This window comes from Janthinobacterium sp. 13, from assembly GCF_002749695.1.
In the GTDB taxonomy this organism is placed as follows: domain Bacteria; phylum Pseudomonadota; class Gammaproteobacteria; order Burkholderiales; family Burkholderiaceae_D; genus Janthinobacterium; species Janthinobacterium kumbetense.
In genome coordinates this window covers 457,209-482,168 of the sequence record NZ_PEEQ01000001.1, presented here as the reverse complement: position 1 = coordinate 482,168, position 24,960 = coordinate 457,209, and the positions used below count along the sequence as shown (strand labels likewise).

Sequence of the window (24,960 nt, the reverse complement as noted above, 5' to 3'; positions counted from 1 at the left end):
GAAAGGTGTGGTCCATGGCGGATAGCAGCACGGGCGACAAGACAGAAAAGGCGTCACAGCAAAAGCTGAAGAAATCGCGCCAGGAAGGGCAGGTGGTGCGTTCGCGCGACCTGTCGACGGCGCTGGGCATCCTGATCAGCATGAAGGTCTTCATTTACCTGCTGCCAAGCTATCTGCTGAGCTTTCGCGAGCTGTTCGCCATGGCTTTCATGCCGCTCGACAGCAAGGGCGCGCTGGAAAATGCCATGTCGATGGCGTTTACGACGTCGGTGGGCTTGCTGATCAAGATGATCGTGCCGCTGTTTTGCGTGCCCCTGTTCGTCGTGCTCGGCTCCTTGATCCCTGGCGGCTGGGTCATCAGCACGAAGAACTGGATGCCGAAGATGGAGCGTCTGAGCCCGGCCAAGAACCTGGGCCGGTTGATTGCGCCCAAGCATGCTTTTGAATTCGGCCTGTCCATCGCCAAGGCCGCCGTGCTGGGCATGGTGCTCGTGCATGTGAGCCGCTCCAGCCTGACGCAATATGTGGATTTGCAACACCGGCCCCTGCAGCAGGCCATGCTCGATGGCTCGGCGCTGATGCTCGACGGCTTGATGGCGCTCATTTCCGTCTTTGTCCTGTTTGCCATCATCGACGTGCCGGCGCAGGCGTTTTTCTTTGCCCGCAACCAGCGCATGAGCAAGCAGGATGTCAAGGAAGAACATAAAAGCAGCGAAGGGCGTCCTGAAGTGCGCCAGCGCATCCGCCAGCTGCAGCAGCAGATCGGCCGGCGCAGCGTGCGCAAGACCGTGCCCGACGCCGACGTGGTGATCGTCAATCCCGAGCATTACGCCGTTGCATTGAAGTATGACCAGGACCGCGCCGAGGCGCCGTTTGTCGTTGCCAAGGGCGTCGACGAGATGGCGCTGTATATCCGGCAAGTGGCGAAGGAACACGATATTGAAACGCTGGAGTTGCCGCCGCTGGCGCGCGCCATCTACAACACCAGCCAGGTGCAGCAGCAGATTCCCGTGCAGCTGTACCAGGCCGTGTCGCAGGTGCTCAACTACATCCTGCAGCTGAAAGCATTCCGTTCTGGGCAGCGCGCTGCCCAGCCCCCATTTCCCACCGAGGTGGTCGTGCCATCTCATTTGAGCGAGGTAGTACCTTCATGAATTTCCTGAACCGGTTGGTTGCCGAAATGCGCCGCCACAAGTTCGCCACGCCGCTGTTCCTGCTGGTGATCCTGGCAATGATCATCCTGCCGCTGCCGCCGGTGCTGCTCGATATCTTGTTCACTTTCAATATCGTGCTGGCACTGATCGTCATCCTCGTCAGCGTGTCGGCCAAGCGGCCGCTCGATTTCTCCGTCTTCCCGACGGTGATCCTGGCCACCACCATGCTCAGGCTGACCCTGAACGTGGCGTCCACGCGCGTGGTGCTGCTGCACGGCCACACGGGCGCGGATGCGGCCGGTAAGGTGATCGAGGCGTTTGGTAACGTCGTGATCGGCGGCAACTTCGTCGTCGGTATCGTGGTCTTCGTGATCTTGATGATTATCAACTTCGCCGTCGTCACCAAGGGCGCCGAGCGTATTTCCGAAGTGTCCGCGCGCTTTACCCTCGATGCCTTGCCGGGCAAGCAGATGGCCATCGATGCCGACCTGAATGCCGGCCTGATCAACCAGGAAAAAGCCCAGATCCGCCGCAAGGACGTGGCCGCCGAAGCGGATTTCTACGGCGCCATGGACGGTGCGTCGAAGTTCGTGCGCGGCGATGCCGTCGCCAGTATCCTGATTTTGATCATCAACATGGTGGGCGGCGTGGCCATCGGCTCGCTGATGCACGACCTGTCGTTCGGCGACGCTTTCCGCCAGTACGCACTGCTGACCATCGGTGATGGCCTGGTGGCGCAGATTCCGGCGCTGCTGCTGTCGGCTGCGGCCGCCATCCTGGTTACCCGCATCAGCGATTCGGGCGACTTCGAACAGCAGGTGGCAGGCCAGGTGCTGACGTCGCCGACGGTGATCTTCAGCGCGGCCGGCATGATGGTGGCGCTGGCCCTGATTCCGGGCATGCCGTGGTTCATGTTCATGACCTTTGCGGCCGTGCTGGCTTTCGTGGCCTGGCGTTTGACCAAGCGCGTGAAGGGACCGGACGCGGCCGGCATGGCGGCCATCGAGGCGGCCTTGCGCGAGGAGCGCCCGGCCGAGCTGGAGTGGCAGCAACTGCCTGCCGTGCAGCCGCTGATGGTGATGCTAGGCTATAAACTGGTCGGCATGGTTGATAAAACGCAAGGCGAACCGTTGAACAAGCGCGTCAAGGGCGTGCGCCAGAGCCTGTCTGAAGCGATGGGCTTGCTGCTGCCGAATATCGGCGTGCGCGACGACCTGGCCCTGAAGCCGTCGCAATACGCGATCGTGCTGTCGGGCACCGTGGTGGCGCAGGCGGAAGTGCAGGCCGACCGCCTGATGGCGATCCCGTCGCCGAACGTGTATGGCCAGCTGGACGGCATTCCCGGCATCGAGCCGGCCTACGGCATGCCCGTCACGTGGATCGAGCCAAGCGAGAAGGCGCATGCGCTGGGTCTCGGCTACCAGGTCATCGAGGCGCCCAGCGTGATCGCCACGCACTTGTCGAAGATGGTGCGCGAATACTTGCCGGAACTGTTCCGCCACGAAGACGTCTCGAACATGATGGAACGCCTGACGGCCCTGTCGCCCAAGCTCGCCGGCGCGCTGGACAAGGCGCTCACGCACACGCAGCTGTTGCGCGTGTTCCGCGTCTTGCTGGCGGAAAATGTGTCACTGAAGGATATCGTGCCCATCGCTACCACCTTGCTCGACAGTTCGGAAACGACCAAGGACCCGATCCTGCTGGCGGCCGAGGTGCGCTGCGCGCTGCGACGCCAGATCGTCAGCGGCCTGTTCGGCCAGAAGATGGAAATGCAGGCGTTTAACCTGGGCGGCGAACTGGAAAACATGTTGCTCGGTTCGCTGAACCAGGCGCGCCAGGCGGGCAAGGTGACTTTGGATAACTATCCGATCGATCCGCACCTGCTGTCGCAGCTGCAAGTGAACATGCCGGTGGCGCGCGAGCAGATGAAGCAGCAGGCCACGCCGCCGCTGTTGCTGGTGCTGCCGCAGATCCGTCCGCTGCTGGCCCGCTATGCGCGCCTGTTCGCGCCGGGCCTGCATGTGCTGTCGTACAACGAAATCCCGGAAAACCGCGAAGTGAGCATCATCGGCACGGTGGGATAAAACGCTGGCATGAAAAGAAAAACGGCGCTGCGGGCGCCGTTTTTTTTCTGTATCAATTCTGTTGCGTCAATCCTGCTCGTCGATGGGCGGCAGCAGGTCGTGCTCCTGGCCGTCGGCCAGCAGCAGCACGTTGCGGCCTTGCGCCGTTTCTTCGTCGTCGCCATAGTCGTAACCGAGCGGCGCCGCCACTTCCTTCGAGACGATGATGGTTTCCTCTTCGGCCGCGTCCGCGGGGGCTGCGGGCGCATCGGGATCGGCCGCCGCTTCCGCTTCCGGCTGCGTCAGCAGCAGCGCCACTTCGGCCATGGCGCGGAACAGGGCCAGCGACAGCGAGGCGGCGCCCGCCTGCATCGGGTAATTGCCGTGCACGCGCTGCGCGTGCAGCTGGCGGTTCAGGCGGCAGCGCACCACGCGCAGGCCGGCGCGCCGCACGGCGTCGGCGATCTCGGGCAGGGCCAGGCGCACATGGCGCAATGCGGCTTCCTCGTCGGCGGCCAGCTCCAGCAGCACGCCGTCGCCGGACGGTTCCATCTGAATCACGACCCGGCCGATACCGATGATGATCAGTTCGACGCGCAGCGCCACCTTGCCGCGCCGCTTGGGCGTTGCATCGTCTTCCTCGTCGCTGGCCAGCACGCGCAGCAGCAGGCGCTGGCCGCCCCAGCCATACACGGCGAAGCGCCACGCTTCGCTGTCGACCGTCAACGGCGGGCGGGCGCCTTCGCGCAGCAGGGCCGGTTGCTGCTCGGCCATGAACAGGTTGCCCGGCACGTGCTGGCCGCGCGCCTGTTCCTGCAAGGCCGCGTATTGCTCGCCATACGTCTTGACCATCACGCGCCACGAGGCGGCCAGCTGCGCCGCGTCGGGCGGCTGCCAGACCAGCTGGCGCGTGAAGAACAGTTGATTGACTTGCATGGCGCTGCTGTCGCGCGGCATGGCGCCGCCCGTCCCGTCGGCATTCGGCTTGATGAGGGACGCCAGGCTGTCCTGTCCCTGCTGTTGCAGCTGGGCGGGCAGGGTGCCGGCGTCGGGCGCGGGCGCCATGTAGGGCCCGATGGGCACCAGCGGCTGGACCACGCCCGGCACCATCGGCGTCGCGGGGCTGACGTCGAAGCGCTGGGTAATCAGGGGAACCGGGTTGCCCGATGAAATGCGGTCTATCGCCATGCCACTGTGTCCAGATGAAAGTCTATAAGAGCCGGTGAATCAGGCGGTATCAGCCATCATGGCTGCAACAGGGACAGTATCATTTTCTGCATGCTCTGGCTTTGCTTGAGCATCGCCGTGCTCGCCTGGAGCAACATTTGTGCCGAGACCATGTTGGCGCTTTCCGCCGCGTAATCGACATCCATGATGCGGCCGATGGCGGCCTTGGTATTGGTGACCATGTTGGCCAGGTTGTTGTGCACGTGGTCGAGGCGGTTGGCCGCCGCGCCCAGGGCCGAGCGCACGCCGCCGACCTGGTCGAGCGCCGCCGCCAGCTGGTCGATCATGTTGTTGGCGCTGCCATTCGTGCCGATTTCGCTGCCGGCCGTGCCGCTGGCGGCAAAGTTGGCCGAAATGGCTTTCAGCAAGGTGTCCAGGCCGCCCATCTTGCCTGACACGTCGAACTGCATGGTTTCGCTGCTGCTGGCGCCGATCTGGAAGGTCATCGCCTCCGACAAGGTGCCCTTGCCGGCACTGCCGTTGCCCAGCAGCAAGCCGCCGCCGTAGGAAGTGTTGGTCATGACGTTGTACAGCTCGAGCCCCAGCGCATCGTATTCGGACTGCATGGCGTCGCGGTCGGTCTGGTTGGACGAAGCGTCGGCCGCCTGCGTGGCCAGGTCTTTCATGCGCACCAGCATGTCGGTGACTTCGCCAAACGCGCCTTCGGCCGTCTGCAGCATCGAGGTGCTGTTCTGCGTGTTGCGCATGGCCACCGTCATGCCGCTGACCTGGGCGCTGAGGCGCGTGGCGATCTGCAAGCCGGCGGCGTCGTCCATGGCCGAGTTGATGCGAAAGCCGGTGGACAGGCGCTGCATCGACGTCGCCAGCCGGCTTTGCGCACTGGCGGCGGCGCTTTGGGCGTACATTGCGGCGATATTGGTGTGAATGCTCAGCACAAGGCGGCTCCGGTGGGCGGTGAGGGTGAATCGGGTCTACCTTGTATAGGCGACTGCGCCGCCCGCATTGTTAAATCGAAAGGCAATATAGTCAAATAAATACGTTTCGCGCATAAAAAAAGCCAGACCGCAGTCTGGCTTGGCGTTGCTGGCCGCAAGCGGCCCGGCAAAGATTATTGCAGCAAGGACATGACCATCGAGGACATGCTGTTGCTTTGTTTCAGCATCGCGGTGCCGGCTTGCAGCAGCATTTGCGACGACGTCATGTTCGAGCTTTCGGTGGCGAAGTCAACGTCCATGATACGGCCGGTAGCGGCCTTGGTGTTGGTGGCGATGTTCGACAGGTTGCTGTTGACGTGGTCGAGGCGGTTGGCGGCGGCGCCCAGGGAGGAGCGGATCGTGCCGACATTGTCGATGGCATTTTTCAGCAGGTCGATCGTGGCGTTTGCCGTGCCGGTCAGTTCCGTGCCGACGCCGGCGCTGGTTGCCTTGAAGTTGTTGGCGGACAGGCCTTTCAGCGCGCCGTCCAGCGTGACCATGCCTGCTTGCACGGTGAAGTCCATGGTTTCCGACTTGGCGGCGCCGATCTGGAAGGTCATCTTGGCTTCCGACAGGGTGCCCTTGCCGGTCGTGCCGTCGCCCAGCAGATTCTGGCCGCCGAACGTGGTATTGGTCATCACGTTGTACAGTTCCAGGCCCAGCGCGTCGTATTCGGCTTGCATGGCGGTCTTGTCGGCCGTGTTCGACGAAGCATCGGCAGCTTGCGTGGCCAGATCTTTCATGCGCACCAGCATGTTGGTGACTTCGCCGAACGCGCCTTCAGCCGTTTGCAGCATCGAGGTGCTGTTTTGCGTGTTGCTCATGGCGACCGTCATGCCGCTGGTCTGTGCTTTCAGGCGGGTAGCGATCTGCAGGCCGGCAGCGTCGTCCATTGCCGAGTTGATGCGGTAGCCGGTCGACAGGCGGGTCATCGAGGTCGACAGTTGCGATTGGGTCTTGGCGATCGAGTTCTGTGCGGACAGCGATGCGTTGTTGGTGTGAAGGCTCAGCATTGTATTGCTCCTGGTAAGTGAATTCGTCGAGCGGCAGGTAATTTCTTGCCCTCACCCCTACAAGGCGACAGGGGAGCGCCTTTCATTAAATTCCACATGGAAATTTTTTATCTGGCGCGCCGCCATGAAAAAAAGCCCCGGCAATCGCTTGCCGGGGCTTTCATGTGGCGCGAGGCGCCGGTGATTATTGCAGCAAGGACATGACCATCGAGGACATGCTGTTGCTTTGTTTCAGCATCGCGGTGCCGGCTTGCAGCAGCATCTGCGACGAGGTCATGTTCGAGCTTTCGGTGGCGAAATCGACGTCCATGATGCGGCCGGTAGCGGCCTTGGTGTTGGTCGAGATGTTCGACAGGTTGCTGTTGACGTGGTCGAGGCGGTTGGCGGCGGCGCCCAGTGCCGAACGTACCACGCCGATGCTGTCGATGGCCGAAACCAGGCTGCCGATGGCGGCGTTGGCGCTGGCGGTCAGTTCGGTGCCCAGGCCGGCGGCGCCGAAGTTGGCGCTGGCCGAACCCAGTGCGGCGGTGACGCTGCCCATCGAGGTGGACAGGTTGATGCTCATCGTTTCCGACTTCGCGGCGCCGATCTGGAACGTCATGGCGCTGGCGATGGTGCCGCCGGTCAGCAGGGCTTGGCCGCCGAACGTGGTGTTTTTCATCACGTTGGACAATTCCAGGCCCAGTGCGTCGTATTCGGCTTGCATGGCGTCTTTGTCGGACGTGTTCGACGAAGCATCGGCAGCTTGCGTGGCCAGATCTTTCATGCGCACCAGCATGTTGGTGACTTCACCGAACGCGCCTTCAGCCGTTTGCAGCATCGAGGTGCTGTTTTGCGTGTTGCTCATGGCGACCGTCATGCCGCTGGTCTGTGCTTTCAGGCGGGTGGCGATCTGCAGGCCGGCAGCGTCGTCCATTGCCGAGTTGATGCGGTAGCCGGTCGACAGGCGGGTCATCGAGGTCGACAGTTGCGATTGCGTTTTGGCGATCGAGTTTTGTGCGGACAGCGATGCGTTGTTGGTGTGAAGGCTCAGCATTGTATTGCTCCTGGTAAGTGAATTCGTCGAGCGGCAGGTAATTTCTTGCCCTCACCCCTACAAGGCGACAGGGGAGCGCCTTTCATTAAATTCCACATGGAAATTTTTCATGTGGCGCGCGGCCATGAAAAAAAGCCCCGGCAATCGCTTGCCGGGGCTTTCAGGTGGCGCGAGGCGCCGGTGATTATTGCAGCAAGGACATGACCATCGAGGACATGCTGTTGCTTTGTTTCAGCATCGCGGTGCCGGCTTGCAGCAGCATCTGCGACGAGGTCATGTTCGAGCTTTCGGTGGCGAAATCGACGTCCATGATGCGGCCGGTAGCGGCCTTGGTGTTGGTCGAGATGTTCGACAGGTTGCTGTTGACGTGGTCGAGGCGGTTGGCAGCGGCACCCAGTGCCGAACGTACCACGCCGATGCTGTCGATGGCCGAAACCAGGCTGCCGATGGCCGTGTTGGCCAGGGTTTTCAGTTCGGTGCCGCCGGCGGTACCGGTGAAGTTGGCGGTGGCCGAACCCAGTGCGGTGGCGACGCTGCCCATCGAGGTGGACAGGTTGATGGTCATCGTTTCCGACTTCGCGGCGCCGATCTGGAACGTCATGGCGCTGGCGATGGTGCCGCCGGTCAGCAGAGCTTGGCCGCCGAACGTGGTGTTGTTCATCACGTTGGACAATTCCAGGCCCAGTGCGTCGTACTCGGCTTGCATGGCGTCCTTGTCGGCCGTGTTCGACGAAGCATCGGCAGCTTGCGTGGCCAGATCTTTCATGCGCACCAGCATGTTGGTGACTTCGCCGAACGCGCCTTCAGCCGTTTGCAGCATCGAGGTGCTGTTTTGCGTGTTGCTCATGGCGACCGTCATGCCGCTGGTCTGTGCTTTCAGGCGGGTGGCGATCTGCAGGCCGGCAGCGTCGTCCATTGCCGAGTTGATGCGGTAGCCGGTCGACAGGCGGGTCATCGAGGTCGACAGTTGCGATTGGGTCTTGGCGATCGAGTTTTGTGCGGACAGCGATGCGTTATTGGTGTGAAGGCTCAGCATTGTATTGCTCCTGTAGGATATATTCAGCGAGACGCGCTATTTTTCTGCTCTCACAAGCACAAGGCGGCTATTTCCGCTTATGTATTAAATGCTACATGGAAATATTTTTTAGCTGGCCGCTGGCCTGCGCTGATTTTTTATTGCCATGGAAATTATGATTAAAAATATACTTTTAACTATTTTTCACGGCATCCCGCGCACGCAATTGCTCTTCCGCAATTAACAGCCCCTGGTCGCGGCTGTTGATACGCTTCGCCGGTGTGCCCGCATAGATTCCCCACGCCGGCAGGGACCTGGTGACCAGGCTGAGCGCGCCCACGGCGACGCCTTCGCCAAGCTGCGCGCCGGGCAGCACCACGCTGCCCGAGCCGACGATGACGTGCCTGCCCAGGTGGACGGCACCGCTCTTGCAGTTTGTAAATTCCGCCGGCACGGTGGGGTTGGTCATGCTCGCTCCGCTGTAGTCATCGGTCTTGCTGTACAGGCGCACGCCTTGCGACAAGCCGGCGTAGTCTTCCAGCGTGATGCCTGCGCCGCCGGAGAGAAAGCAGCCGCCGCCAATGTGAACGTAGCTGCCGATGCGGATATGGCCACCCGCCGCCACCAGCGTGCTGTAGCCATCGATGCGCACGTTGTTGCCGATGGCGATATTGTCGATGCCGATGATGACGCAGTTCCTGGCGATGCGCACGTTGTGGCCGAGGCTGCGAAACCCCGCGCCGTGCAAGTCTTCTTCGGTGTAATAGCCGGGATTGAAAAGTTCAGACATGGTCATCCTTGTGCGGGTGTGCGGCGCCGGCTTCCAGGTGGCGGCGCTTGCTTTCCGCCAGTTCGGCAATGATGCGCAGCGCCTCGCCGTCGTCGGCCGTCATGTTTTGCAGGAAATGCGCATTATTCTCGCGTATCCAGCTCAGCGGCAGTTCCCACCAGGCCAGCGCCAGCAGGGCTGCGCGCACTTCCTCGCTGAAGCGGAAGCGCAGCAGCCGCGCCGGCGTCCCGGCGTAAATGCCGTAGGGTTCGCTGCGGAAATTGGGCGGCACCAGCGTGCGCGCACCGATGACGCAGCCATTCTCGATGACCGCGCCGCCCAATATCATCGCCTCGTCGCCGATCCACACATCGTTCTTGATGACCGTATCGGCATATTGGGGAATCGGGCTGTTTTCCAGGCCCATGCCGCCCAATGCCAGAAGATACGTGGAAATGGTGCGCATGTCGTGCTGGCCGTTGAGGATGAAGCGCAGATTCGCGCCGCCGGAAACGTAGCGCCCGATTTGCAGGTGCTGCGCGGTCGAATCGTATTTGGCTTGCGAACCGATGCCGATGCCGGAACAGCGGCCGATGGTAAATTGCCCGAAGTCGGGCTCATTGCCCAGCCAGTTACGGAAAAAGCCATGCGGTATCAGGGTCTGTCCACCACTTTTATAGGACAGCACGGTAAATTGTGCCGCCCAGCGATGGTCGTCGATGGTGCCGAAAAAGTCGGTGTCTGTGGAAATATTCATGGAGTCAGGCCGGCCTGTGCATGCCGCTCGACGATGGCGCAGATGGCATCGACCTGATCGAGATCCAGGCCGGGATAGATGGGCAGGCAGATGATTTGCCGCGATGCCTGCAGCGCGTTCGGCAGATTGCTGTGGGCGGCGGTCGGCATGCTGCGGTACATGGGGAAGTCGCTGATGAGCGGATAGAAATAGCGGCGCGCATAGATATTCTCGTCCCGCAGCAGCTGGAACAGTGCGTCGCGGCTGGTGCCGTAGGCTTCCTTGACGAGTATGGGGAAGTAGGAGTGGTTGGCCGATTCTTCCTCTCCCGCCGGCAGGCAGTCGATGCCGGCGATGGCCGCCAGCCGTTCCCGGTAGCGGCCATCGATGGCGCGCCGCTGCAGGCGAGCCGCGTCGATGCCCTTCAATTGCAGGAGGCCGAATGCGGCGTTGATCTCGCTCATCTTGCCGTTGATGCCGGGTGCCACCACCGTCACTTCGTCGACGAAGCCGAAATTTTTCAAATGGTCGATGCGTTGCTTGGTCTTGGCGTCGGGGCAGACGATCGCGCCCCCTTCAAAGGTATTGAAAATCTTGGTGGCGTGAAAACTCAGCACGGACAGGTCGCCGCAATTGAGCACGCTGCTGCCCTTGTGCCGCACGCCGAACGCATGCGCCGCGTCGTAGATGACTTTCAAGCCATAGTTGTCGGCGATCTTTTCGATGCGTTCCACGTCGCAGGGACGGCCATAGCAGTGCACCGGCATGATGGCGGTGGTGTGCGGCGTGATGGCTGCCTCGATCCTGGCGGGATCCATATTCAGGCTCAGCGGGTCGATATCGACAAAAATGGGCTTGATGCCATTCCACAGCAGCGAATGGGCGGTGGCGACGAAGGAATAGGGCGTGGTGATCACTTCGCCGGTGATGCGCAGCGCCTGCAGGGCCGTGATCAGCGCCAGCGTGCCATTGGTAAACAGGCAGATGTGCTTGACGCCCAGATAGTCGCACAGCGCCTGTTCCAGTTGCTGGTGGAACGGGCCGCCGTTGGTGAGGATCTTGTTTTCCCAGATTTCTTCCAGATACGGCAGGAAATCTTGCAAATCCGGCATGAGCGGCTGCGTGACGTAAATCGGCTTCTTGTCGCTCATGACTGCACCGCCTGCTTGCTGGCGTCGTCGGGCGCAATGGCGAACGATGCGGGCGGCAAGCCGCCGCACCAGCGCTGCCACATGGTGCGGAAAGCCTGTTCCATATTGTGGGCAATCGCCCGGGAGTCGGCCAGTGCCGATTCTTGCATGCGGTTGCGCAAGTCTGCGCGCAGGACGGCCAGTTGCATGATGTTGTTAGACAAGAATATTCCTTTCCGGACGAAATCGTCGTCGTCGGTCGCGATGAAAGCGTCGAGACCCACATGCTGCAAGATGCAGGCGCCGGCATGGCTCGGTACGCTTGTACCCTTGAGCGTCAGCGTGGGCACACCCATCCACAGCGCGTGCAGCGTGGTGGTGCCGCCCGTGTACGGGAAGGTGTCGAGGCAAAGGTCGATTTGCTGGTGCAGGGCCAGATAGCCGCCCAGGTGGGTGCGGCCGTGGAAGGTCAGGCGGTCGGCGGCGATGCCTTCCTGCGCGAACCAGGCTTGCAAGGTGGCGATGTCGCTGTCCTTTTGCATGGCTGCCAGATGCATTTTCGCTTCGGGCAGGGCCCGCAGCAGCTTTGCCCAGCGGGCGATGACGCCTGGATTGAGCTTGCTGAGCCGATTGAAGCTGCCGAAGGTCAGGTAGCCGTTGCCCAGCGCGGGCGCGCGGACCAGTTCCGGGGAGTCCGACGATGGCAGGAAGGGCACGCTGGCGGGCAGCAGCACGACTTTTTCCGTGAAGTACTTTTCATCGACGTCGAATTGCGGGTCCGTCAGGTAGTAATCCATGGTTTTCAGGCCCGTTGTGCCGGGATAGGCGATCCAGCTGACCTGAATCGGCGCCAGTTTGCGGCCAAAGGCCGTCAGGCGGTTGAAGGCCGTATGGCTGGACAGGTCGACCAGGATGTCGATGCCGTCTTCGCGGATCTTTTCCTGCAAGTTGCTGTCGCTCACCTCGATGATATTTTGCCAATGCGGGAAATAGCCGCGCAGGCGCTGCGTGACGGCGTCTTCCAGCGTATTGTTGTAATAGGCATACAGGCTCAGGCCGGGGCTGGCGCTCAGGTGCGCGATCACGGGCACGACGAAATTGGACACCACGTGCGAATTGAAGTCGCCCGAGACAAAGCCGACCCTGATGCGCCGCGCGGGATCGTTGTCGTTGTGAAAACCTTGGCCTTCCGCCGTCCCGGCCGTGGATGGGTGGTCGAAGGCGTCGCCGAAGCGGCAATGTTCCTCAAACAGGCGTTGGGCGTCGATATCGATGCTATGGCTGAGGCAAAACAGCAGGCCGCTGTGGCTTTCCGGAATATGCGGGGCCACCGTCCGCGCGCGATAGCCGCTGGCGATGGCTTCTTCCAGGTGGCCTTCGGCATGGAGTAGCGAGCACAGGTTGATTTCCGCCGCTGCGTAGTCGGGCTTGATTTCCAGGGCGCGCTGGAACGCGGCCAGCGCTTCCTTGCTTTTGCCCATGGTGCGCATGACATTACCTAAATGAAAGTGCAATTCTTCATCATCTGGTTCGGATTCCATGGCCGTGTTGAGGCACGTCAATACATCCTGATACTGTTTCAGCGCCAGGTAGGCGGCGACCAGATTGTTCCGTGCCGCCCGGTAATCGGGTTTGATCTGCAGCGCGCGCTGGAAGCTGCGCACGGCGTCCTGCACATTTTTGTTTTCGTGCAGCGCCTGGCCGAGCCGGTTGTGCGCTTCGGCGTCGTCGGGCAATGCAAGGGTGGCGGCGCGGAAGCTGTCGGCAGCGGCGCCAAACTGTTTCTGGCGCAGCAGCGCATTGCCCAGGTTAAATGCCGCCAGCGCGTAGTCCGGCTTCAAGGCAAGGGCGCGGCGGTAGCTCGCCACGGCCTCGTCCAGCCGGTTTTCCGCCTGGAGCAGGTTGCCCAGGTTGCAGTGCGCCTCGGCGAACGCCGGCTCGATTTCCAGCGCCCGCAGGTAGCAGTCGCGGGCTGCATCGAGTTTGCCGGCCGTTTGCCAGGCATTGCCCAGGTGGCCATGCGCCTGCGCATCGTGCGGCGTCAGTTCCACCGTCCGCTGCAGCGTGGCGAGGGCATCCTTGCCTTGCAGTTGCAGGGCCGTGCCCAGCACGCTCCAGCCGAATGGCGAGTCGGGATAGCCTGCCAGCAATTGCCGGCAGGCCGCTTCCATCTGCGCATGCTGGCCTGCCTGGTACAGCTGTACGATGTGGTCCATTTCCGGCTGCGACGGCGACAGGGCCGCCAGCGCGACGGCTTCCTGCGCCTGCCGGCGCAGCGCTTGCGAAGCATCATTGTCCAGTCCGCGGGCGATGGCGGTGTCGACGATGTCGAGCGCTTCGTCGGGCTGTCCCGCCTGCAGCAATCCCTGCGCATAGGACAGCCAGAACTGGCCTTCGTCCGGGGCGACGGACAGCGCCTTGCGCAAATACGGCAGGCCGGCCACGTGCTGGCCCACTTGTCCGGCCAGCAAGCCCAGGTTGTGGTTGGCGATGGCATGGTAGGGATGGGCCTGCAGGATCGACAGGTAAATCTCTTCCGCCTCGGCAAAACGCCCTGCCTGGTGTTCAGCGATGGCTTGCTGTAATTCGGTGTCGGGGGAGACTGCGGGAGGGAGGGTCGGGTGCATGGGCTGAGGCTGGCAGAAATGTTTAGCAACGGGAATTGTAACTGGTGACAGTGCCCGTGAGAAACTTTCCGAGGGGAATTTGTTGACGCACGCCGCGCGAATGCGCACTTGCTGTTGCAGTTGGTCCAAAGTGCGGGCAATTCTGGTCCTTCCGACAAAAAAAACAGCGCACTGCCGGATGGGAGTGCGCTGTTCTGGCCGATTGTCAGCCGGTGCTGCGGAGCCTTGCGATTACATATTCGGATAGTTCGGCCCGCCGCCGCCTTCCGGTGTCACCCACACGATGTTTTGCGTCGGATCCTTGATGTCGCAGGTTTTACAGTGCACGCAGTTCTGCGCATTGATCTGCAGGCGTTCGGCGCCGTCGTCGTTCTTCACGAACTCGTACACGCCGGCGGGACAGTAACGGGCTTCCGGACCCGCATACGTGGCCAGGTTGACGTCGACGGGCACGCTGGCGTTCTTCAGCGTCAGGTGGATCGGCTGGTCTTCCGCGTGGTTCGTGTTCGAAATGAACACGGACGACATCTTGTCGAAGGTCAACTTGCCATCGGGTTTCGGATACACGATCTTCTTCGACTGGGCGGCCGGTTTCAGGCATTCGTGGTCGCCATGCGAGTGGTGCAGGGTCCACGGCGCCTTGCCGCGGAAGATCAGCTGGTCGATGCCCGTCATCAGGCTGCCCAGGTACAGGCCTTTCGACAGCCATGGCTTGACGTTGCGCGCCACGTGCAGCTCTTCATGCAGCCACGATTGTTCGAAGGCGACAGGGTAGCTCGTCAGTTCGTCGTGCTGGCGCTGTTCGCCCAGCGCGCCGAAGGCCGCATCCGCCGCCAGCATGCCGCTCTTGATGGCCGCGTGGCTGCCCTTGATGCGGCTCATGTTCAGGAAGCCCGCATCGCAGCCAATCAGCGCGCCGCCCGCAAACACCAGTTTCGGCAACGATTGCAGGCCGCCGGCCGCGATGGCGCGCGCGCCGTACGAGATGCGCTTGCCGCCTTCGAAGAACTTGCGGATTTCCGGATGCGTCTTGTAGCGCTGGAATTCCTCGTACGGCGACAGGTACGGGTTTTCGTAGTTCAAGCCGACCACGTAGCCCACCATGACCTGGTTGTTTTCCAGGTGGTACAGGAAGGAGCCGCCGTAGGTTTTCGTGTCCAGCGGCCAGCCGCTCGAGTGGATCACCAGGCCCGGCTTGTGCTGGGCCGGGTCGATTTCCCACAATTCCTTGATGCCGATGCCGTAGGACTGCGGGTCCTTGCCGGCATTCAAGTCATACTTGGCCATCAATTGCTTGCCCAGGTGGCCGCGCGCGCCTTCGGCGAACAGGGTGTACTTGGCGTGCAATTCCATGCCCAGCTGGAAGTCGGGGCCCGGTTCGCCGTCGCGCTTGACGCCCATGTTGCCGGTCGCCACGCCTTTGACGGAACCGTCGTCGTTGTAGAGGATTTCCGCGGCAGGGAAGCCGGGGAAGATTTCCACGCCCAGGTTTTCCGCCTGCTGGCCCATCCAGCGCACCACATTGCCCAGCGAGACGATGTAATTGCCGTGGTTTTCAAAGCAGGCCGGCACGGCGAAGCCTGGCGTCTTATACGCTTTCGTTTCGGTCAGGAACAGGATGCGGTCTTCCGTCACTTCCGTGTTCAGGGGCGCGCCCAGTTCTTTCCAGTTCGGAATCAGTTCGGTCAGCGCTTTCGGGTCCATGATGGCGCCCGACAGGATATGCGCGCCCAGTTCGCCGCCTTTTTCCAGCACGCAGACGGACACTTCCTGGCTCTTTTCAGCGGCCAGCTGCTTCAGGCGGATCGCCGCGGCCAAGCCTGCGGGGCCACCGCCGACGATCACCACGTCATATTCCATGGTTTCGCGCGGTCCGTACTGTTCAACTAAGTTATTAGGCTGTGTCATGGTCTCGATTTATAGTCACTCAATTAGGTAGCAAGGATAGGGAATAAAGCATCATCGGGGAAATTTAAGCACGAGTGTGCTTGTTTTTGACGAGGATTGCAACTTTGGCGCCATTTTGCGTGACATTGCCCCTCGCCGCAATCTAAATCCGGCCATTTTGTGTAATGATGGCGTTTACCTTTGCTCAAGTGCGACGCAGGGTATTTTGCCCCTGCGCCATCGGCACGGCGTAAAGTGTTATCTAAAATAAAACAGGAGTAGCTCGTGGGCATAGAAGTCAATTTCGAGGGCAAGATTGCCCTGATTACCGGCGCATCGAGCGGCCTCGGCGCGCGCTTTGCGAAAGTGCTGGCCCAGGCTGGCGCGCAGGTCGTGCTGGCGTCGCGCCGCACCGAACGCCTGAAGGAATTGCGCGCCGAAATCGAAGCCGATGGCGGCGCCGCGCACGTGGTGTCGCTCGACGTGACCGACTTCGCCAGCATCAAGTCGGCCATCGCGCACGCGGAAACGGAAGCGGGCCCCATCGATATCCTCGTCAACAATTCCGGTGTCTCCACCACGCAACGCCTGGTCGACGTCACGCCCGAGGATTATTCGTTCGTGATGGATACCAACCTGCGCGGATCGTTCTTCGTGGCCCAGCAAACGGCCAAGCGCATGATCGCGCGCGCCAAGGGCGACCCGAAGAAGCAGCACCGCATCATCAATATCGCCTCGATGGCGGGCTTGCAGGTGCTGCCGCAGATCGGCGTGTATTGCATGAGCAAGGCGGGCATGGTGCACATGACGCGCGCCATGGCCGTGGAGTGGGGCAAGTACGGCATCAACACGAACGCCATCTGTCCCGGCTACATTTCCACGGAAATCAACGAAGATTACTTTGCCACCGAACAGGGCAAGAAATTGATCGAAATGTTGCCGAATAAACGTCCGGGCAAGCCGGAAGACCTCGACGGCCTGCTGCTGTTGCTGGCGGGCGAGGATTCGCATTTCATCAACGGCGCCATCATTTCCGCCGATGGCGGCATGAGCACCTTTTAACGCCATAAAACCTGCTGCGCGTCGCGCTTCGCGGCCACAAATCGCTGCCGCTCGCGACGGTTTTACTTGGCGTTAAACGATAGTCACCATGGCTGCAGCCCTAGCGCTGCAGCTGCAGTCCCACCAGCTTATGCACCAGCTCGGACGACGTCGAGGCGGCGAACTTGCGCATCAGCTTGGCGCGGTGCATTTCCACCGTACGGGGGCTGAGGTCGATCTGGCGGGCGATGACCTTGCTGGTCTTGCCTTCCACCAGCAGGGCGGCGATTTCGCGCTCGCGCGGCGTCAGTTCCGCCGTCACGGGACGTTTCTCGCTGACATCCTCGAACGTCCAGATGCCCGGCCCCAGCGGCTGTGCGGCCAGCATGGCGTGGCCCGTGACGTGGCACCAGAACAATTCACCATTACTGCGGCGCATGATGCGCTCGTCCGAATAGCGGCCCCTGGCGTTCATGATGGGGATGATGCGGTCACCGGTGCGCAGGAATTCGTCGTGCGTGGGGTAGAGTACTTCGAACGACTGGTCGTCCAGCTGGGCGCGCGCATAGCCGAACATGGCCGCCAGCGCTTCGTTGCAGCTGCGCATGATGCGGTTTTCCGACATGCACATGCCCACGGGCGCGTGCAGGAAGATACTTTCATAATCGATGGCTGACGCGGCGTTCATCTGATACGTATCACTCTCACAGGGGGATTGCCGGCACGGCGCCGGTAGTTCTACGGTATTGTACTTTCCACTCGCGTATTTTATGCTGAGTCGCTGCCTGAGTCATGGACTCAAGACCAAAGCTTAACAAAAGATAGAGGGACACCCATGAATAAAGTTTATCCTGACGCCGCCTCGGCGCTGGCCGGTATCGTCCAAGATGGCCAGACCATCGCCGTTGGCGGCTTCGGCCTGTGCGGCATCCCCGAAGCCCTGATCGGCGCCTTGCGCGATTCGGGCGTGACGGGCCTGACGGCCATTTCGAATAACGCCGGCGTCGACGGCTTCGGCCTGGGCCAGCTGTTGACCACGCGCCAGATCAAGAAAATGATCGCCTCCTATGTGGGCGAAAACAAGGAATTCGCGCGCCAGTACCTGGCCGGCGAACTGGAACTGGAATTCACGCCGCAAGGCACCCTGGCCGAGAAGCTGCGCGCCGGCGGCGCCGGCATTCCCGCCTTCTTCACCAAGACGGGCGTGGGCACCATCGTCGCCGACGGCAAGGAACTGCGCGAATTCGACGGCGAACAATACGTGATGGAGCGCAGCCTCGTGGCCGATGTGTCGCTGGTGAAAGCCTACATGGCCGACCGCGCGGGCAATTTGGTCTACCGCAAGACGGCGCGCAATTTCAACCCGAACGTGGCCATGGCGGGCAAGATCACCATCGTCGAAGTGGAAAAACTGGTCGAAGTGGGCGAGATCGACCCGGACCAAGTCCACACGCCGAGCATCTTCGTGCACCGCATCGTGGTCAACGCGAACCCGGAAAAACGCATCGAGCAGCGCACCGTGCGCACTGACTAATAAATAGAAGATTTACGCATGGCAAAACCGTAGCGAGCGGCAGTGATTTGTGGCTAAGAAGCGCAACCGTACTTTAGTACGGTGAGCATCGCAGGCCGCAAAGCGCGCCGCACAGTAGGTTTGGACAGGCGTTCCACGAAAATTGAGGGAGATGATAATGGCTTGGACACGTGACGAAATGGCCGCGCGCGCGGCAAAGGAATTGCAGGATGGCTTTTATGTGAACCTGGGCATCGGCTTGCCGACCCTGGTGGCGAACTATGTGCCGGAAAATATCGAAGTGTTCCTGCAGTCGGAAAACGGCTTGCTGGGCATCGGCCCGTTTCCCACGGACGATGAAGTCGATGCTGACCTGATCAACGCGGGCAAGCAGACGGTGACGGCCTTGCCGGGCGCCGCCTACTTCAGCTCGGCTGACTCGTTTGGCATGATCCGCGGCGGCAAGATCAACCTGGCCATCCTGGGCGCCATGCAAGTGTCGGAAAAGGGCGACCTGGCGAACTGGATGATCCCAGGCAAGATGGTCAAGGGCATGGGCGGCGCGATGGACCTCGTCGCCGGCGTCAAGCGCGTCGTCGTGCTGATGGAACACGTGGCCACGGCCAAGGATGGCACGACGTCGCACAAGCTGCTGAAACAGTGCGACTTGCCGCTGACGGGCGTGGGCGTGGTCGACGTCATCATCAGCGACCTGGGCGTGATCGACGTGACGGAAAACGGTTTGAAGCTGGTGGAACTGGCGCCGGGCGTGACCAAGGAACAGGTGCAGGCGGCCACGGGCGCTGAATTGGACGTTTCCGCCGTATAAACGGATCGTCGCAGGCAATGAAAGGGCGGACAGCGATGTCCGCCCTTTTTTTATGCGCCTGCCTTGCCGCGCAAGCCGTCCAGGCTGTAGGCGCCGGCGCCTGCCACTGCGAAATACAGGAAGGTGAAGCAATACATGACGGCCATTTCGCCGCCGTTCAGGATCGGCAGGAAACCGGCAGGCGCATGCGCCATGAAGTAGGCGGCCGCCATCTGGCCCGACAGGATGAACGCGACGGGGCGCGTGAACAGGCCCACCAGCAGCAAGCTGCCGCCGACGAGCTCGATGACGCCGGCCGCGCCCATCACGGACAACAGTTGCAAGCCGTCGAACATGGCCACGTGCGGCGCGCCGAACAGTTTGGCCGTGCCGTGTTGCAGGAAGAGGAAGCCGAGGATGATGCGCAGCAGGCCCAGCAGGCGTGGGTTCCAGGTGGCGTAGAAGGCGGGCGAGAGGGACATGACGTACTCCATTCAAAGGTGAGGATGGTTCGGTGTCAGGCTTGCATTAACGCAATGTCATTATGCGGGAACCAGGTGGCGAACAGGTGACCGTACTGTAATGGTTTTTCATTCATTGATCATCCAATGAAATATTGATGGATGATTTACTGTTTGTTGATGATGCCGGCAAAAGCCTGCACGCATGAAAAAAGCCCCGCAGAGTGATCTGCGGGGCTTTTCAATGAAGAGTACAGCTTACTTGACGATATTCACGCTGGGCGCGACATACGCGTCGTCGGTCGGGTGGGTTGGATGGGCCAGCTCGCTATGCAGCTTGTCCATGTCCAGTTCTTTTTCCCATTTCGACACGACGATGGTGGCCACGCCGTTGCCGACGAAATTGGTCAGCGCGCGGCATTCGCTCATGAAGCGGTCGATGCCCAGGATCAGCGCCATGCCGGCCACGGGGATGGTCGGCACGACGGCCAGGGTGGCGGCCAGGGTGATGAAGCCGGCGCCCGTGATGCCGGACGCGCCTTTCGAGGTCAGCATCGCCACGCCCAGGATGGTCAGTTCCTGCCAGATGGTCAGTTCCGTGTTGGTAGCTTGCGCCACGAACAGGGCGGCCATGGTCATGTAGATATTGGTGCCGTCCAGGTTGAACGAGTAGCCGGTAGGCACGACCAGGCCGACGACTGGCTTGGAGCAACCGAGGCGTTCGAGTTTTTTCATCAGGGCCGGCAGGGCCGATTCCGACGAGCTGGTACCGAGCACGATCAGCAGTTCTTCCTTGATGTACAGCAGGAAGCGGCCGATGGAGAAGCCCGTGTACTTGGCGATCAGGCCCAGCACGACGAAGACGAACAGGAAGCAGGTCAGGTAGAACGAGCCCATCAGTTTCGCCAGCGGGATCAGCGAAGCCAGGCCGTATTTACCGATGGTAAAGGCCATCGCGCCGAACGCGCCGATGGGAGCGACTTTCATGATGATGTTGACCATGCCGAAGATGGCATGCGACAGCTCGTCGATCAGCTTGGTGACCGGACGGCCGCGCTCGCCCAGCAGGGACAGCGAAAAGCCGAACAGGATGGCGATCAGCAGCACTTGCAGGATGTCGCCCTTGGCGAAGGCGTCGACGAAGGTCTTCGGGATGATATTCATCAGGAAGTCGACGGTGCTCATGCCTTCGGCGTGCGTGTATTGCGCGATCGACTTGGCGTCCAGGTGGGCCGGATCGGCGTTGAAGCCGGCGCCCGGTTTGAGGATGTTAGCAACCAGCAAGCCGATGGCCAGCGCGAAGGTGGAAACCACTTCGAAGTACAGCAGCGCCTTGCCGCCCACGCGGCCGATTTTCTTCACATCCTGCATGCCGGCGATGCCGGAGACCACGGTACAGAAGATCACCGGGGCGATGATCATCTTGATCAGTTTGATAAAGCCGTCGCCCAGCGGTTTCATGTCGACGGCGTTCGATGGGTAGAACACCCCCAGCAGCACGCCAGCCACGATGGCGAACAGCACCTGTACGTACAGGATTTTATAGAATGGTTTTTTCACGAGTGGTCTCCTCTTGCGGGTTGATGCTGCGATCATCCGCCCATTGCCAGGCAGGCTCAATTGTGGATAACCGCAGATATGCATTTTCGCTATATCGGGTATTGCGCCATGGCGAAGGTGCCAGTGCTGTGCTGCGCCGCAGCATTTCAGGCGCGCGCTTGGAGCATTGCCCGCGCTGCGCTACACTGCCGTAGCGTCGCGCGCGAGGCAACCGGCAAATCGCCGGTTTCTTTGTTTTTTACTACCAAATAACGACGCCGGACAAAACCGTAGCGAGCGGAAGGGAGTTGTGGCCGAGAAGCGCAACCGTACTTTGGTACGGTGAGCATCGCAGGCCGCAACCACCGACGCGCAGTAGGTTTTCTCCGGTGTTATAAGGAATCGCATGATCGAAGCCAGCATCAAAACCGTCCAGTGCATTTCCCCCGCAGGCTTGCACACCATGTCGTATAAAGAGTGGGGCGCGGCGGACAATCCGAACGTGCTCGTCTGCGCCCATGGCGTGACGCGCGTGGCGGACGACTTCGACAACCTGGCGCGCGCCATGGCCAGCGATTACCGCGTGATCTGCCCCGACGTGGTGGGACGCGGGCGCTCGGGCTGGCTGGCCAACCCGCAGTTTTACCGCGTGCCGCAATATGTGAGCGACATGGTGACCCTGCTGGCGCGCGTGCTGGCCAATGGCGAGCGCCAGACGGTGGACTGGTTCGGCACCTCGATGGGCGGCTTGATCGGCTTGGGCCTGGCATCGTTGCCGGACAGCCCGATCAGCAAGCTGGTCTTGAACGATATCGGCCCGACACTGGCGCCGGAAGCCTTGCAGCGCATCGGCGACTACATCGGCCAGGACCTGCGTTTCGAGACATTCGAGCAAGGCGCCAGGTTCGTGCGCGACGTGTCCGCCAGCTTCGGTCCGCACACGGACGCGGAATGGCATAAACTGGCGGTGGATGTGTTGCGCCAGGATAAGGATGGCCACTGGCGCCGCCACTATGATATGGGACTGGCCATGCCGTTCCGCTCGGCCACGCCGGAATCGGCGGCCAGCGACGAAGCCATGCTGTGGGCCGCGTATGATGCCGTGCGCTGCCCCACTTTGCTGGTGCGGGGCTCGGAATCCGATCTGCTGTCGCACGAGACGGCCACGCTCATGCTGGGCCGCGGCCCGAAGGCGGAGCTGGTGGAAATCGCCGGCGTCGGCCATGCGCCCACGTTCGTGCACGACGACCAGATCGCCATCGCCCGCAAGTTTTTGCTGGGCAAGTAATACCGCTGTACAGATTTTGAAACAACCGAAAGAAGAAGCATGGAAATTACACGACTGCACGTAGGCAAACGCCTCTCCGAAGTAGCCATACACAACAACACCATCTACCTGGCTGGCCAGATCGCGGAAGACACCACGCAGGGCATCGTCGGCCAGACGCGCGAAGTGCTCGGCCACGTCGACCGTCTGCTGATGGAAGCGGGCAGCGACAAGACTTGCATCCTGTCCTGCCAGATCTACATCGCCGACATGAAAGATTTTCCCGGCATGAATGAAGTGTGGGATGACTGGGTGGCTTCCGGCCACACGCCGCCGCGCGCCACGGTGGAAGCGAAGCTGGCCAATCCGGCTTGCTTGGTGGAAATCGTCATCATCGCTGCAGAGCGTTAAGTTATTCAGTTGTTGAGTTATTAAGTTTAAAGGTATTACATGGTTTCCATCTCGGCCCCGAATAGCGTCACCTCGGAACAACTGGTAGAGGGCTTGAGTGCGCCGGACAGCGCGCGCGTGCTGGACGCGCTCGCGTATGCCACCGAAGCGTATGGCGACAAGCTGACCTTTGCCGGCCGCTCCGCGCTGGAGTTCGCCCTCGGCGTGGCCACCACGCTCGCTTTCCTGCGCAGCGATGCGGAAACGCGCATCGCCGGCCTGATGTTCGAGCTGACCCTGCTGGAACCCGACACGGCGGCCGATATCGAGCCGCGCTTCGGCAAGCAGGTGTGCGATCTGGCAACAGGCGTGCGCCAGCTGATCCGTTTGCGTGCGCTGACCCAGGCGCAGCATGGCAGCGCTGGCGGGCGCGGCAAGAATGCGGCGCAGCAAGCCGTGGCCCAGGTGGAAACCCTGCGCAAGATGTTGCTGGCGATGGCGTCCGACATGCGCGTCGTGCTGGTGCGCCTGGCTTCGTGCGTGACCACCTTACGCTATTTCGCCGAGTTGAAATTGTTCAATGAAATGACGCGCGAGTATGGCAAGGAAACGCTGGACCTGTACGCGCCGCTGGCCAACCGCCTCGGTATCTGGCAGCTGAAGTGGGAACTGGAAGATTTGTCGTTCCGCTTCATCGAGCCGGAAGCGTATAAACGCATCGCCAAGATGCTGGAAGAAAAGCGCATGATGCGCGAGGGTTTTGTTTCCTCGGCGATTCTGCGCCTGCAGACGGAGCTGGCCTCGGCCGGTATCCAGGCGGAAGTATTTGGCCGCCCGAAACACATTTACAGCATCTGGAACAAGATGCGCGGCAAGGAGCTGGACTTTACGGCCCTGTACGACGTGCGCGCCTTCCGCGTCATCGTTGCCGACGTGAAAACCTGCTACACGGTGCTGGGCGTGGTCCACAATATCTGGACCCCCATCCCGAAAGAATTCGACGATTACATTTCGCGGCCGAAACCCAACGGTTACCAGTCGCTGCACACGGTGGTGACGGCCGAGGATGGCCGTCCGCTGGAAGTGCAAATCCGCACCAATGAAATGCACAGCTTTGCCGAATACGGCGTGGCCGCGCACTGGCGCTACAAGGAAGAGGGCGGTTCGAACTTTGCCGGCCAGAAATACGACGAAAAGATTGCCTGGCTGCGCCAGTTGCTGGCGTGGAAAACGGAAGTAGCCGACGCCGTCGTGGGCCAGGAAGAAATCCAGCGCGAATGGGTGGAAAAGCTGAAATCCGCCACCCTGGACGACCGCATCTTCGTCATGACGCCGCAGGCGCGGGTGCTGGAATTGCCCGTGGGCGCCACGCCCGTCGATTTTGCGTATCACTTGCATACGGACGTGGGCCACCGCTGCCGCGGCGCCAAGGTCGACGGCATCATGGTGCCCTTGAATACGCAATTGAAGAACGGCCAGACCTGCGAAATCATCACGGCCAAGGGCGCGCCGGGTACGGCGGGGCCGTCGCGCGACTGGCTCAGCGCCGGCTACGCCGTCAGCACGCGCACGCGTTCGAAGATCCGCGCCTGGTTCCATGCCATCGACATGCAGGAAACCCTGGCCCACGGCCGCGCGCTGGTGGAAAAATCCCTGCAGCGCGAAGGCAAGACGGCCGTCAACCTCGAAGCGCTGGCGCAAAAGCTGGGCTTTGCGAAAGTCGACGAACTGTTCCTGTCGGTGGGCAAGGATGAATTCAGCCTGCGCCACGTGGAGCAGGCGCTGCACGACAATGGCGAAGTGGTGGTGCCGGAAGACGCCGTTCTGGTCGGCAAAAGCCGCGCGTCCAGCGTGGAGCAGGGCGCCAAGTCCGGCGTGCTGGTGGTGGGCACTGAAGGCCTCATGACGGTGCTGGCCAAGTGCTGCAAGCCGGCGCCACCGGACAGCATCGTCGGTTTCGTGACGCGCGGCAAGGGCGTCTCGATTCACCGCGCCACGTGCAAGAACTTCGAGGAAATGCGCGCCAAGTCGCCCGAGCGCGTGATCTTCACGGAGTGGGGCAGCACGGGCGGACACGATACCGTGTATCCGGTCGACATTTTCATCCTGGCCGGCGACCGCCAGGGCTTGCTGCGCGACATCTCCGAAATCTTTTCGCGCGAAAAGATCAACGTGATCGGCGTCAACACCCAAAGCGCCAAGGGCCAGGCCCGCATGACGTTTACGGCCGAGATCAGCTCGACGGCGCAGTTACTAAAAGCGCTGAATGTGATCAAGGACGTCAGTGGCGTGCTGGAAGCAAGAAGAAGTTAATTTATCTGTGGGAATCCGGCCCGGATTCCCACGTCT

Annotated in this window: 21 protein-coding genes; 8 read left to right on the top strand and 13 right to left on the bottom strand. The window is 61.4% G+C overall.

Annotated features, from left to right (window positions below; translation table 11 throughout):
- The first annotated feature begins 14 nt into the window (after positions 1-14).
- The gene (locus tag CLU94_RS01905) at positions 15-1,154 is read left to right on the top strand and encodes an EscU/YscU/HrcU family type III secretion system export apparatus switch protein (protein WP_099664381.1); all 1,140 of its coding nucleotides are present in this window, start codon (positions 15-17) and stop codon (positions 1,152-1,154) included.
- Positions 1,151-3,238 carry a flagellar biosynthesis protein FlhA gene (locus tag CLU94_RS01900; RefSeq protein WP_099664380.1) on the top strand — a complete coding sequence of 696 codons (2,088 nt, stop codon included), beginning with the start codon at positions 1,151-1,153 and terminating at the stop codon, positions 3,236-3,238. Before CLU94_RS01905 ends, CLU94_RS01900 begins: the two co-directional genes overlap by 4 nt.
- A gap of 66 nt (positions 3,239-3,304) precedes the next feature.
- Here the strand turns inward: CLU94_RS01900 and CLU94_RS01895 are convergent, their stop codons facing one another.
- The 10 genes from CLU94_RS01895 to CLU94_RS01850 form a co-directional block, all read right to left on the bottom strand.
- Positions 3,305-4,405: a hypothetical protein gene (locus CLU94_RS01895; RefSeq protein ID WP_180278554.1), complete on the bottom strand. Its 1,101-nt coding sequence runs from the start codon at positions 4,403-4,405 to the stop codon at positions 3,305-3,307.
- A gap of 56 nt (positions 4,406-4,461) precedes the next feature.
- Positions 4,462-5,340, bottom strand: coding sequence for a flagellin N-terminal helical domain-containing protein (locus CLU94_RS01890; RefSeq protein WP_099664379.1), 879 nt, complete (start codon positions 5,338-5,340; stop codon positions 4,462-4,464).
- Between the two features lie 173 nt (positions 5,341-5,513).
- Entirely contained in the window at positions 5,514-6,392 is an 879-nt protein-coding gene (locus CLU94_RS01885) for a flagellin N-terminal helical domain-containing protein (protein ID WP_077403203.1), read from the bottom strand.
- Positions 6,393-6,576: 184 nt separating this feature from the next.
- Positions 6,577-7,428, bottom strand: a complete 852-nt coding sequence (locus CLU94_RS01880) for a flagellin N-terminal helical domain-containing protein (protein ID WP_099664378.1) — start codon at positions 7,426-7,428, stop codon at positions 6,577-6,579.
- 184 nt (positions 7,429-7,612) lie between these two features.
- Positions 7,613-8,464: a flagellin N-terminal helical domain-containing protein gene (locus tag CLU94_RS01875; RefSeq protein ID WP_099664377.1), complete on the bottom strand. Its 852-nt coding sequence runs from the start codon at positions 8,462-8,464 to the stop codon at positions 7,613-7,615.
- 172 nt (positions 8,465-8,636) lie between these two features.
- On the bottom strand, positions 8,637-9,233 hold the full coding sequence (locus tag CLU94_RS01870) for an acyltransferase (RefSeq protein WP_099668121.1): 597 nt from the start codon (positions 9,231-9,233) through the stop codon (positions 8,637-8,639).
- On the bottom strand, positions 9,226-9,969 hold the full coding sequence (locus CLU94_RS01865) for a CatB-related O-acetyltransferase (protein WP_099664376.1): 744 nt from the start codon (positions 9,967-9,969) through the stop codon (positions 9,226-9,228). Before CLU94_RS01865 ends, CLU94_RS01870 begins: the two co-directional genes overlap by 8 nt.
- Entirely contained in the window at positions 9,966-11,099 is a 1,134-nt protein-coding gene (locus tag CLU94_RS01860) for a DegT/DnrJ/EryC1/StrS family aminotransferase (RefSeq protein ID WP_099664375.1), read from the bottom strand. The genes CLU94_RS01865 and CLU94_RS01860 overlap by 4 nt, the downstream gene beginning before the upstream one ends.
- On the bottom strand, positions 11,096-13,705 hold the full coding sequence (locus CLU94_RS01855) for a tetratricopeptide repeat protein (protein ID WP_099664374.1): 2,610 nt from the start codon (positions 13,703-13,705) through the stop codon (positions 11,096-11,098). Before CLU94_RS01855 ends, CLU94_RS01860 begins: the two co-directional genes overlap by 4 nt.
- 231 nt (positions 13,706-13,936) lie before the next feature.
- Positions 13,937-15,613 (bottom strand): electron transfer flavoprotein-ubiquinone oxidoreductase, encoded by a 1,677-nt coding sequence (locus CLU94_RS01850; protein WP_174718100.1) that lies wholly within the window; start codon positions 15,611-15,613, stop codon positions 13,937-13,939.
- A gap of 264 nt (positions 15,614-15,877) precedes the next feature.
- Between CLU94_RS01850 and CLU94_RS01845 the strand changes: the two genes are divergently transcribed.
- Complete coding sequence (locus CLU94_RS01845) at positions 15,878-16,654, top strand: SDR family oxidoreductase (protein ID WP_034752351.1); 777 nt, start codon at positions 15,878-15,880, stop codon at positions 16,652-16,654.
- 100 nt (positions 16,655-16,754) lie between these two features.
- Here CLU94_RS01845 and CLU94_RS01840 read toward each other — a convergent pair whose 3' ends face one another.
- Positions 16,755-17,321 carry a LuxR C-terminal-related transcriptional regulator gene (locus CLU94_RS01840; protein ID WP_099664373.1) on the bottom strand — a complete coding sequence of 189 codons (567 nt, stop codon included), beginning with the start codon at positions 17,319-17,321 and terminating at the stop codon, positions 16,755-16,757.
- A gap of 147 nt (positions 17,322-17,468) precedes the next feature.
- On the opposite strand from CLU94_RS01840, the gene CLU94_RS01835 reads away from it, so the two are divergent.
- A complete protein-coding gene (locus CLU94_RS01835; protein ID WP_099664372.1) occupies positions 17,469-18,167 on the top strand; it encodes a CoA transferase subunit A in 699 nt (232 codons plus the stop codon).
- Between the two features lie 157 nt (positions 18,168-18,324).
- Complete coding sequence (locus CLU94_RS01830) at positions 18,325-18,975, top strand: CoA transferase subunit B (protein ID WP_077403229.1); 651 nt, start codon at positions 18,325-18,327, stop codon at positions 18,973-18,975.
- A 50-nt stretch (positions 18,976-19,025) separates the two neighbouring features.
- Here the strand turns inward: CLU94_RS01830 and CLU94_RS01825 are convergent, their stop codons facing one another.
- Positions 19,026-19,436 carry a DoxX family protein gene (locus tag CLU94_RS01825; protein WP_077409084.1) on the bottom strand — a complete coding sequence of 137 codons (411 nt, stop codon included), beginning with the start codon at positions 19,434-19,436 and terminating at the stop codon, positions 19,026-19,028.
- A gap of 237 nt (positions 19,437-19,673) precedes the next feature.
- Positions 19,674-21,011, bottom strand: a complete 1,338-nt coding sequence (locus tag CLU94_RS01820; protein ID WP_257218648.1) for a dicarboxylate/amino acid:cation symporter — start codon at positions 21,009-21,011, stop codon at positions 19,674-19,676.
- A gap of 349 nt (positions 21,012-21,360) precedes the next feature.
- On the opposite strand from CLU94_RS01820, the gene CLU94_RS01815 reads away from it, so the two are divergent.
- Genes CLU94_RS01815 through CLU94_RS01805 form a run of 3 tightly spaced genes read left to right on the top strand, consistent with a single transcriptional unit; the run spans position 21,361 to position 24,924 of the window.
- Positions 21,361-22,242, top strand: coding sequence for an alpha/beta fold hydrolase (locus CLU94_RS01815; protein WP_099664370.1), 882 nt, complete (start codon positions 21,361-21,363; stop codon positions 22,240-22,242).
- 39 nt (positions 22,243-22,281) lie between these two features.
- Positions 22,282-22,632 (top strand): RidA family protein, encoded by a 351-nt coding sequence (locus CLU94_RS01810; protein WP_034784210.1) that lies wholly within the window; start codon positions 22,282-22,284, stop codon positions 22,630-22,632.
- A gap of 39 nt (positions 22,633-22,671) precedes the next feature.
- Positions 22,672-24,924, top strand: a complete 2,253-nt coding sequence (locus tag CLU94_RS01805) for a RelA/SpoT family protein (RefSeq protein ID WP_099664369.1) — start codon at positions 22,672-22,674, stop codon at positions 24,922-24,924.
- The last annotated feature ends 36 nt before the right edge of the window (positions 24,925-24,960 follow it).

Excerpts from the sequence above, each read along its gene's own strand:
- CLU94_RS01905 (WP_099664381.1), top strand. The coding sequence starts at position 15 with ATGGCGGATAGCAGCACGGGCGACAAGACAGAAAAGGCGTCACAGCAA.
- CLU94_RS01900 (WP_099664380.1), top strand. The coding sequence starts at position 1,151 with ATGAATTTCCTGAACCGGTTGGTTGCCGAAATGCGCCGCCACAAGTTC.
- CLU94_RS01895 (WP_180278554.1), bottom strand. The coding sequence starts at position 4,405 with ATGGCGATAGACCGCATTTCATCGGGCAACCCGGTTCCCCTGATTACC.
- CLU94_RS01885 (WP_077403203.1), bottom strand. The coding sequence starts at position 6,392 with ATGCTGAGCCTTCACACCAACAACGCATCGCTGTCCGCACAGAACTCG.
- CLU94_RS01880 (WP_099664378.1), bottom strand. The coding sequence starts at position 7,428 with ATGCTGAGCCTTCACACCAACAACGCATCGCTGTCCGCACAAAACTCG.
- CLU94_RS01875 (WP_099664377.1), bottom strand. The coding sequence starts at position 8,464 with ATGCTGAGCCTTCACACCAATAACGCATCGCTGTCCGCACAAAACTCG.
- CLU94_RS01870 (WP_099668121.1), bottom strand. The coding sequence starts at position 9,233 with ATGTCTGAACTTTTCAATCCCGGCTATTACACCGAAGAAGACTTGCAC.
- CLU94_RS01865 (WP_099664376.1), bottom strand. The coding sequence starts at position 9,969 with ATGAATATTTCCACAGACACCGACTTTTTCGGCACCATCGACGACCAT.
- CLU94_RS01860 (WP_099664375.1), bottom strand. The coding sequence starts at position 11,099 with ATGAGCGACAAGAAGCCGATTTACGTCACGCAGCCGCTCATGCCGGAT.
- CLU94_RS01855 (WP_099664374.1), bottom strand. The coding sequence starts at position 13,705 with ATGCACCCGACCCTCCCTCCCGCAGTCTCCCCCGACACCGAATTACAG.
- CLU94_RS01850 (WP_174718100.1), bottom strand. The coding sequence starts at position 15,613 with ATGACACAGCCTAATAACTTAGTTGAACAGTACGGACCGCGCGAAACC.
- CLU94_RS01840 (WP_099664373.1), bottom strand. The coding sequence starts at position 17,321 with ATGAACGCCGCGTCAGCCATCGATTATGAAAGTATCTTCCTGCACGCG.
- CLU94_RS01835 (WP_099664372.1), top strand. The coding sequence starts at position 17,469 with ATGAATAAAGTTTATCCTGACGCCGCCTCGGCGCTGGCCGGTATCGTC.
- CLU94_RS01830 (WP_077403229.1), top strand. The coding sequence starts at position 18,325 with ATGGCTTGGACACGTGACGAAATGGCCGCGCGCGCGGCAAAGGAATTG.
- CLU94_RS01825 (WP_077409084.1), bottom strand. The coding sequence starts at position 19,436 with ATGTCCCTCTCGCCCGCCTTCTACGCCACCTGGAACCCACGCCTGCTG.
- CLU94_RS01820 (WP_257218648.1), bottom strand. The coding sequence starts at position 21,011 with ATGATCGCAGCATCAACCCGCAAGAGGAGACCACTCGTGAAAAAACCA.
- CLU94_RS01815 (WP_099664370.1), top strand. The coding sequence starts at position 21,361 with ATGATCGAAGCCAGCATCAAAACCGTCCAGTGCATTTCCCCCGCAGGC.
- CLU94_RS01810 (WP_034784210.1), top strand. The coding sequence starts at position 22,282 with ATGGAAATTACACGACTGCACGTAGGCAAACGCCTCTCCGAAGTAGCC.
- CLU94_RS01805 (WP_099664369.1), top strand. The coding sequence starts at position 22,672 with ATGGTTTCCATCTCGGCCCCGAATAGCGTCACCTCGGAACAACTGGTA.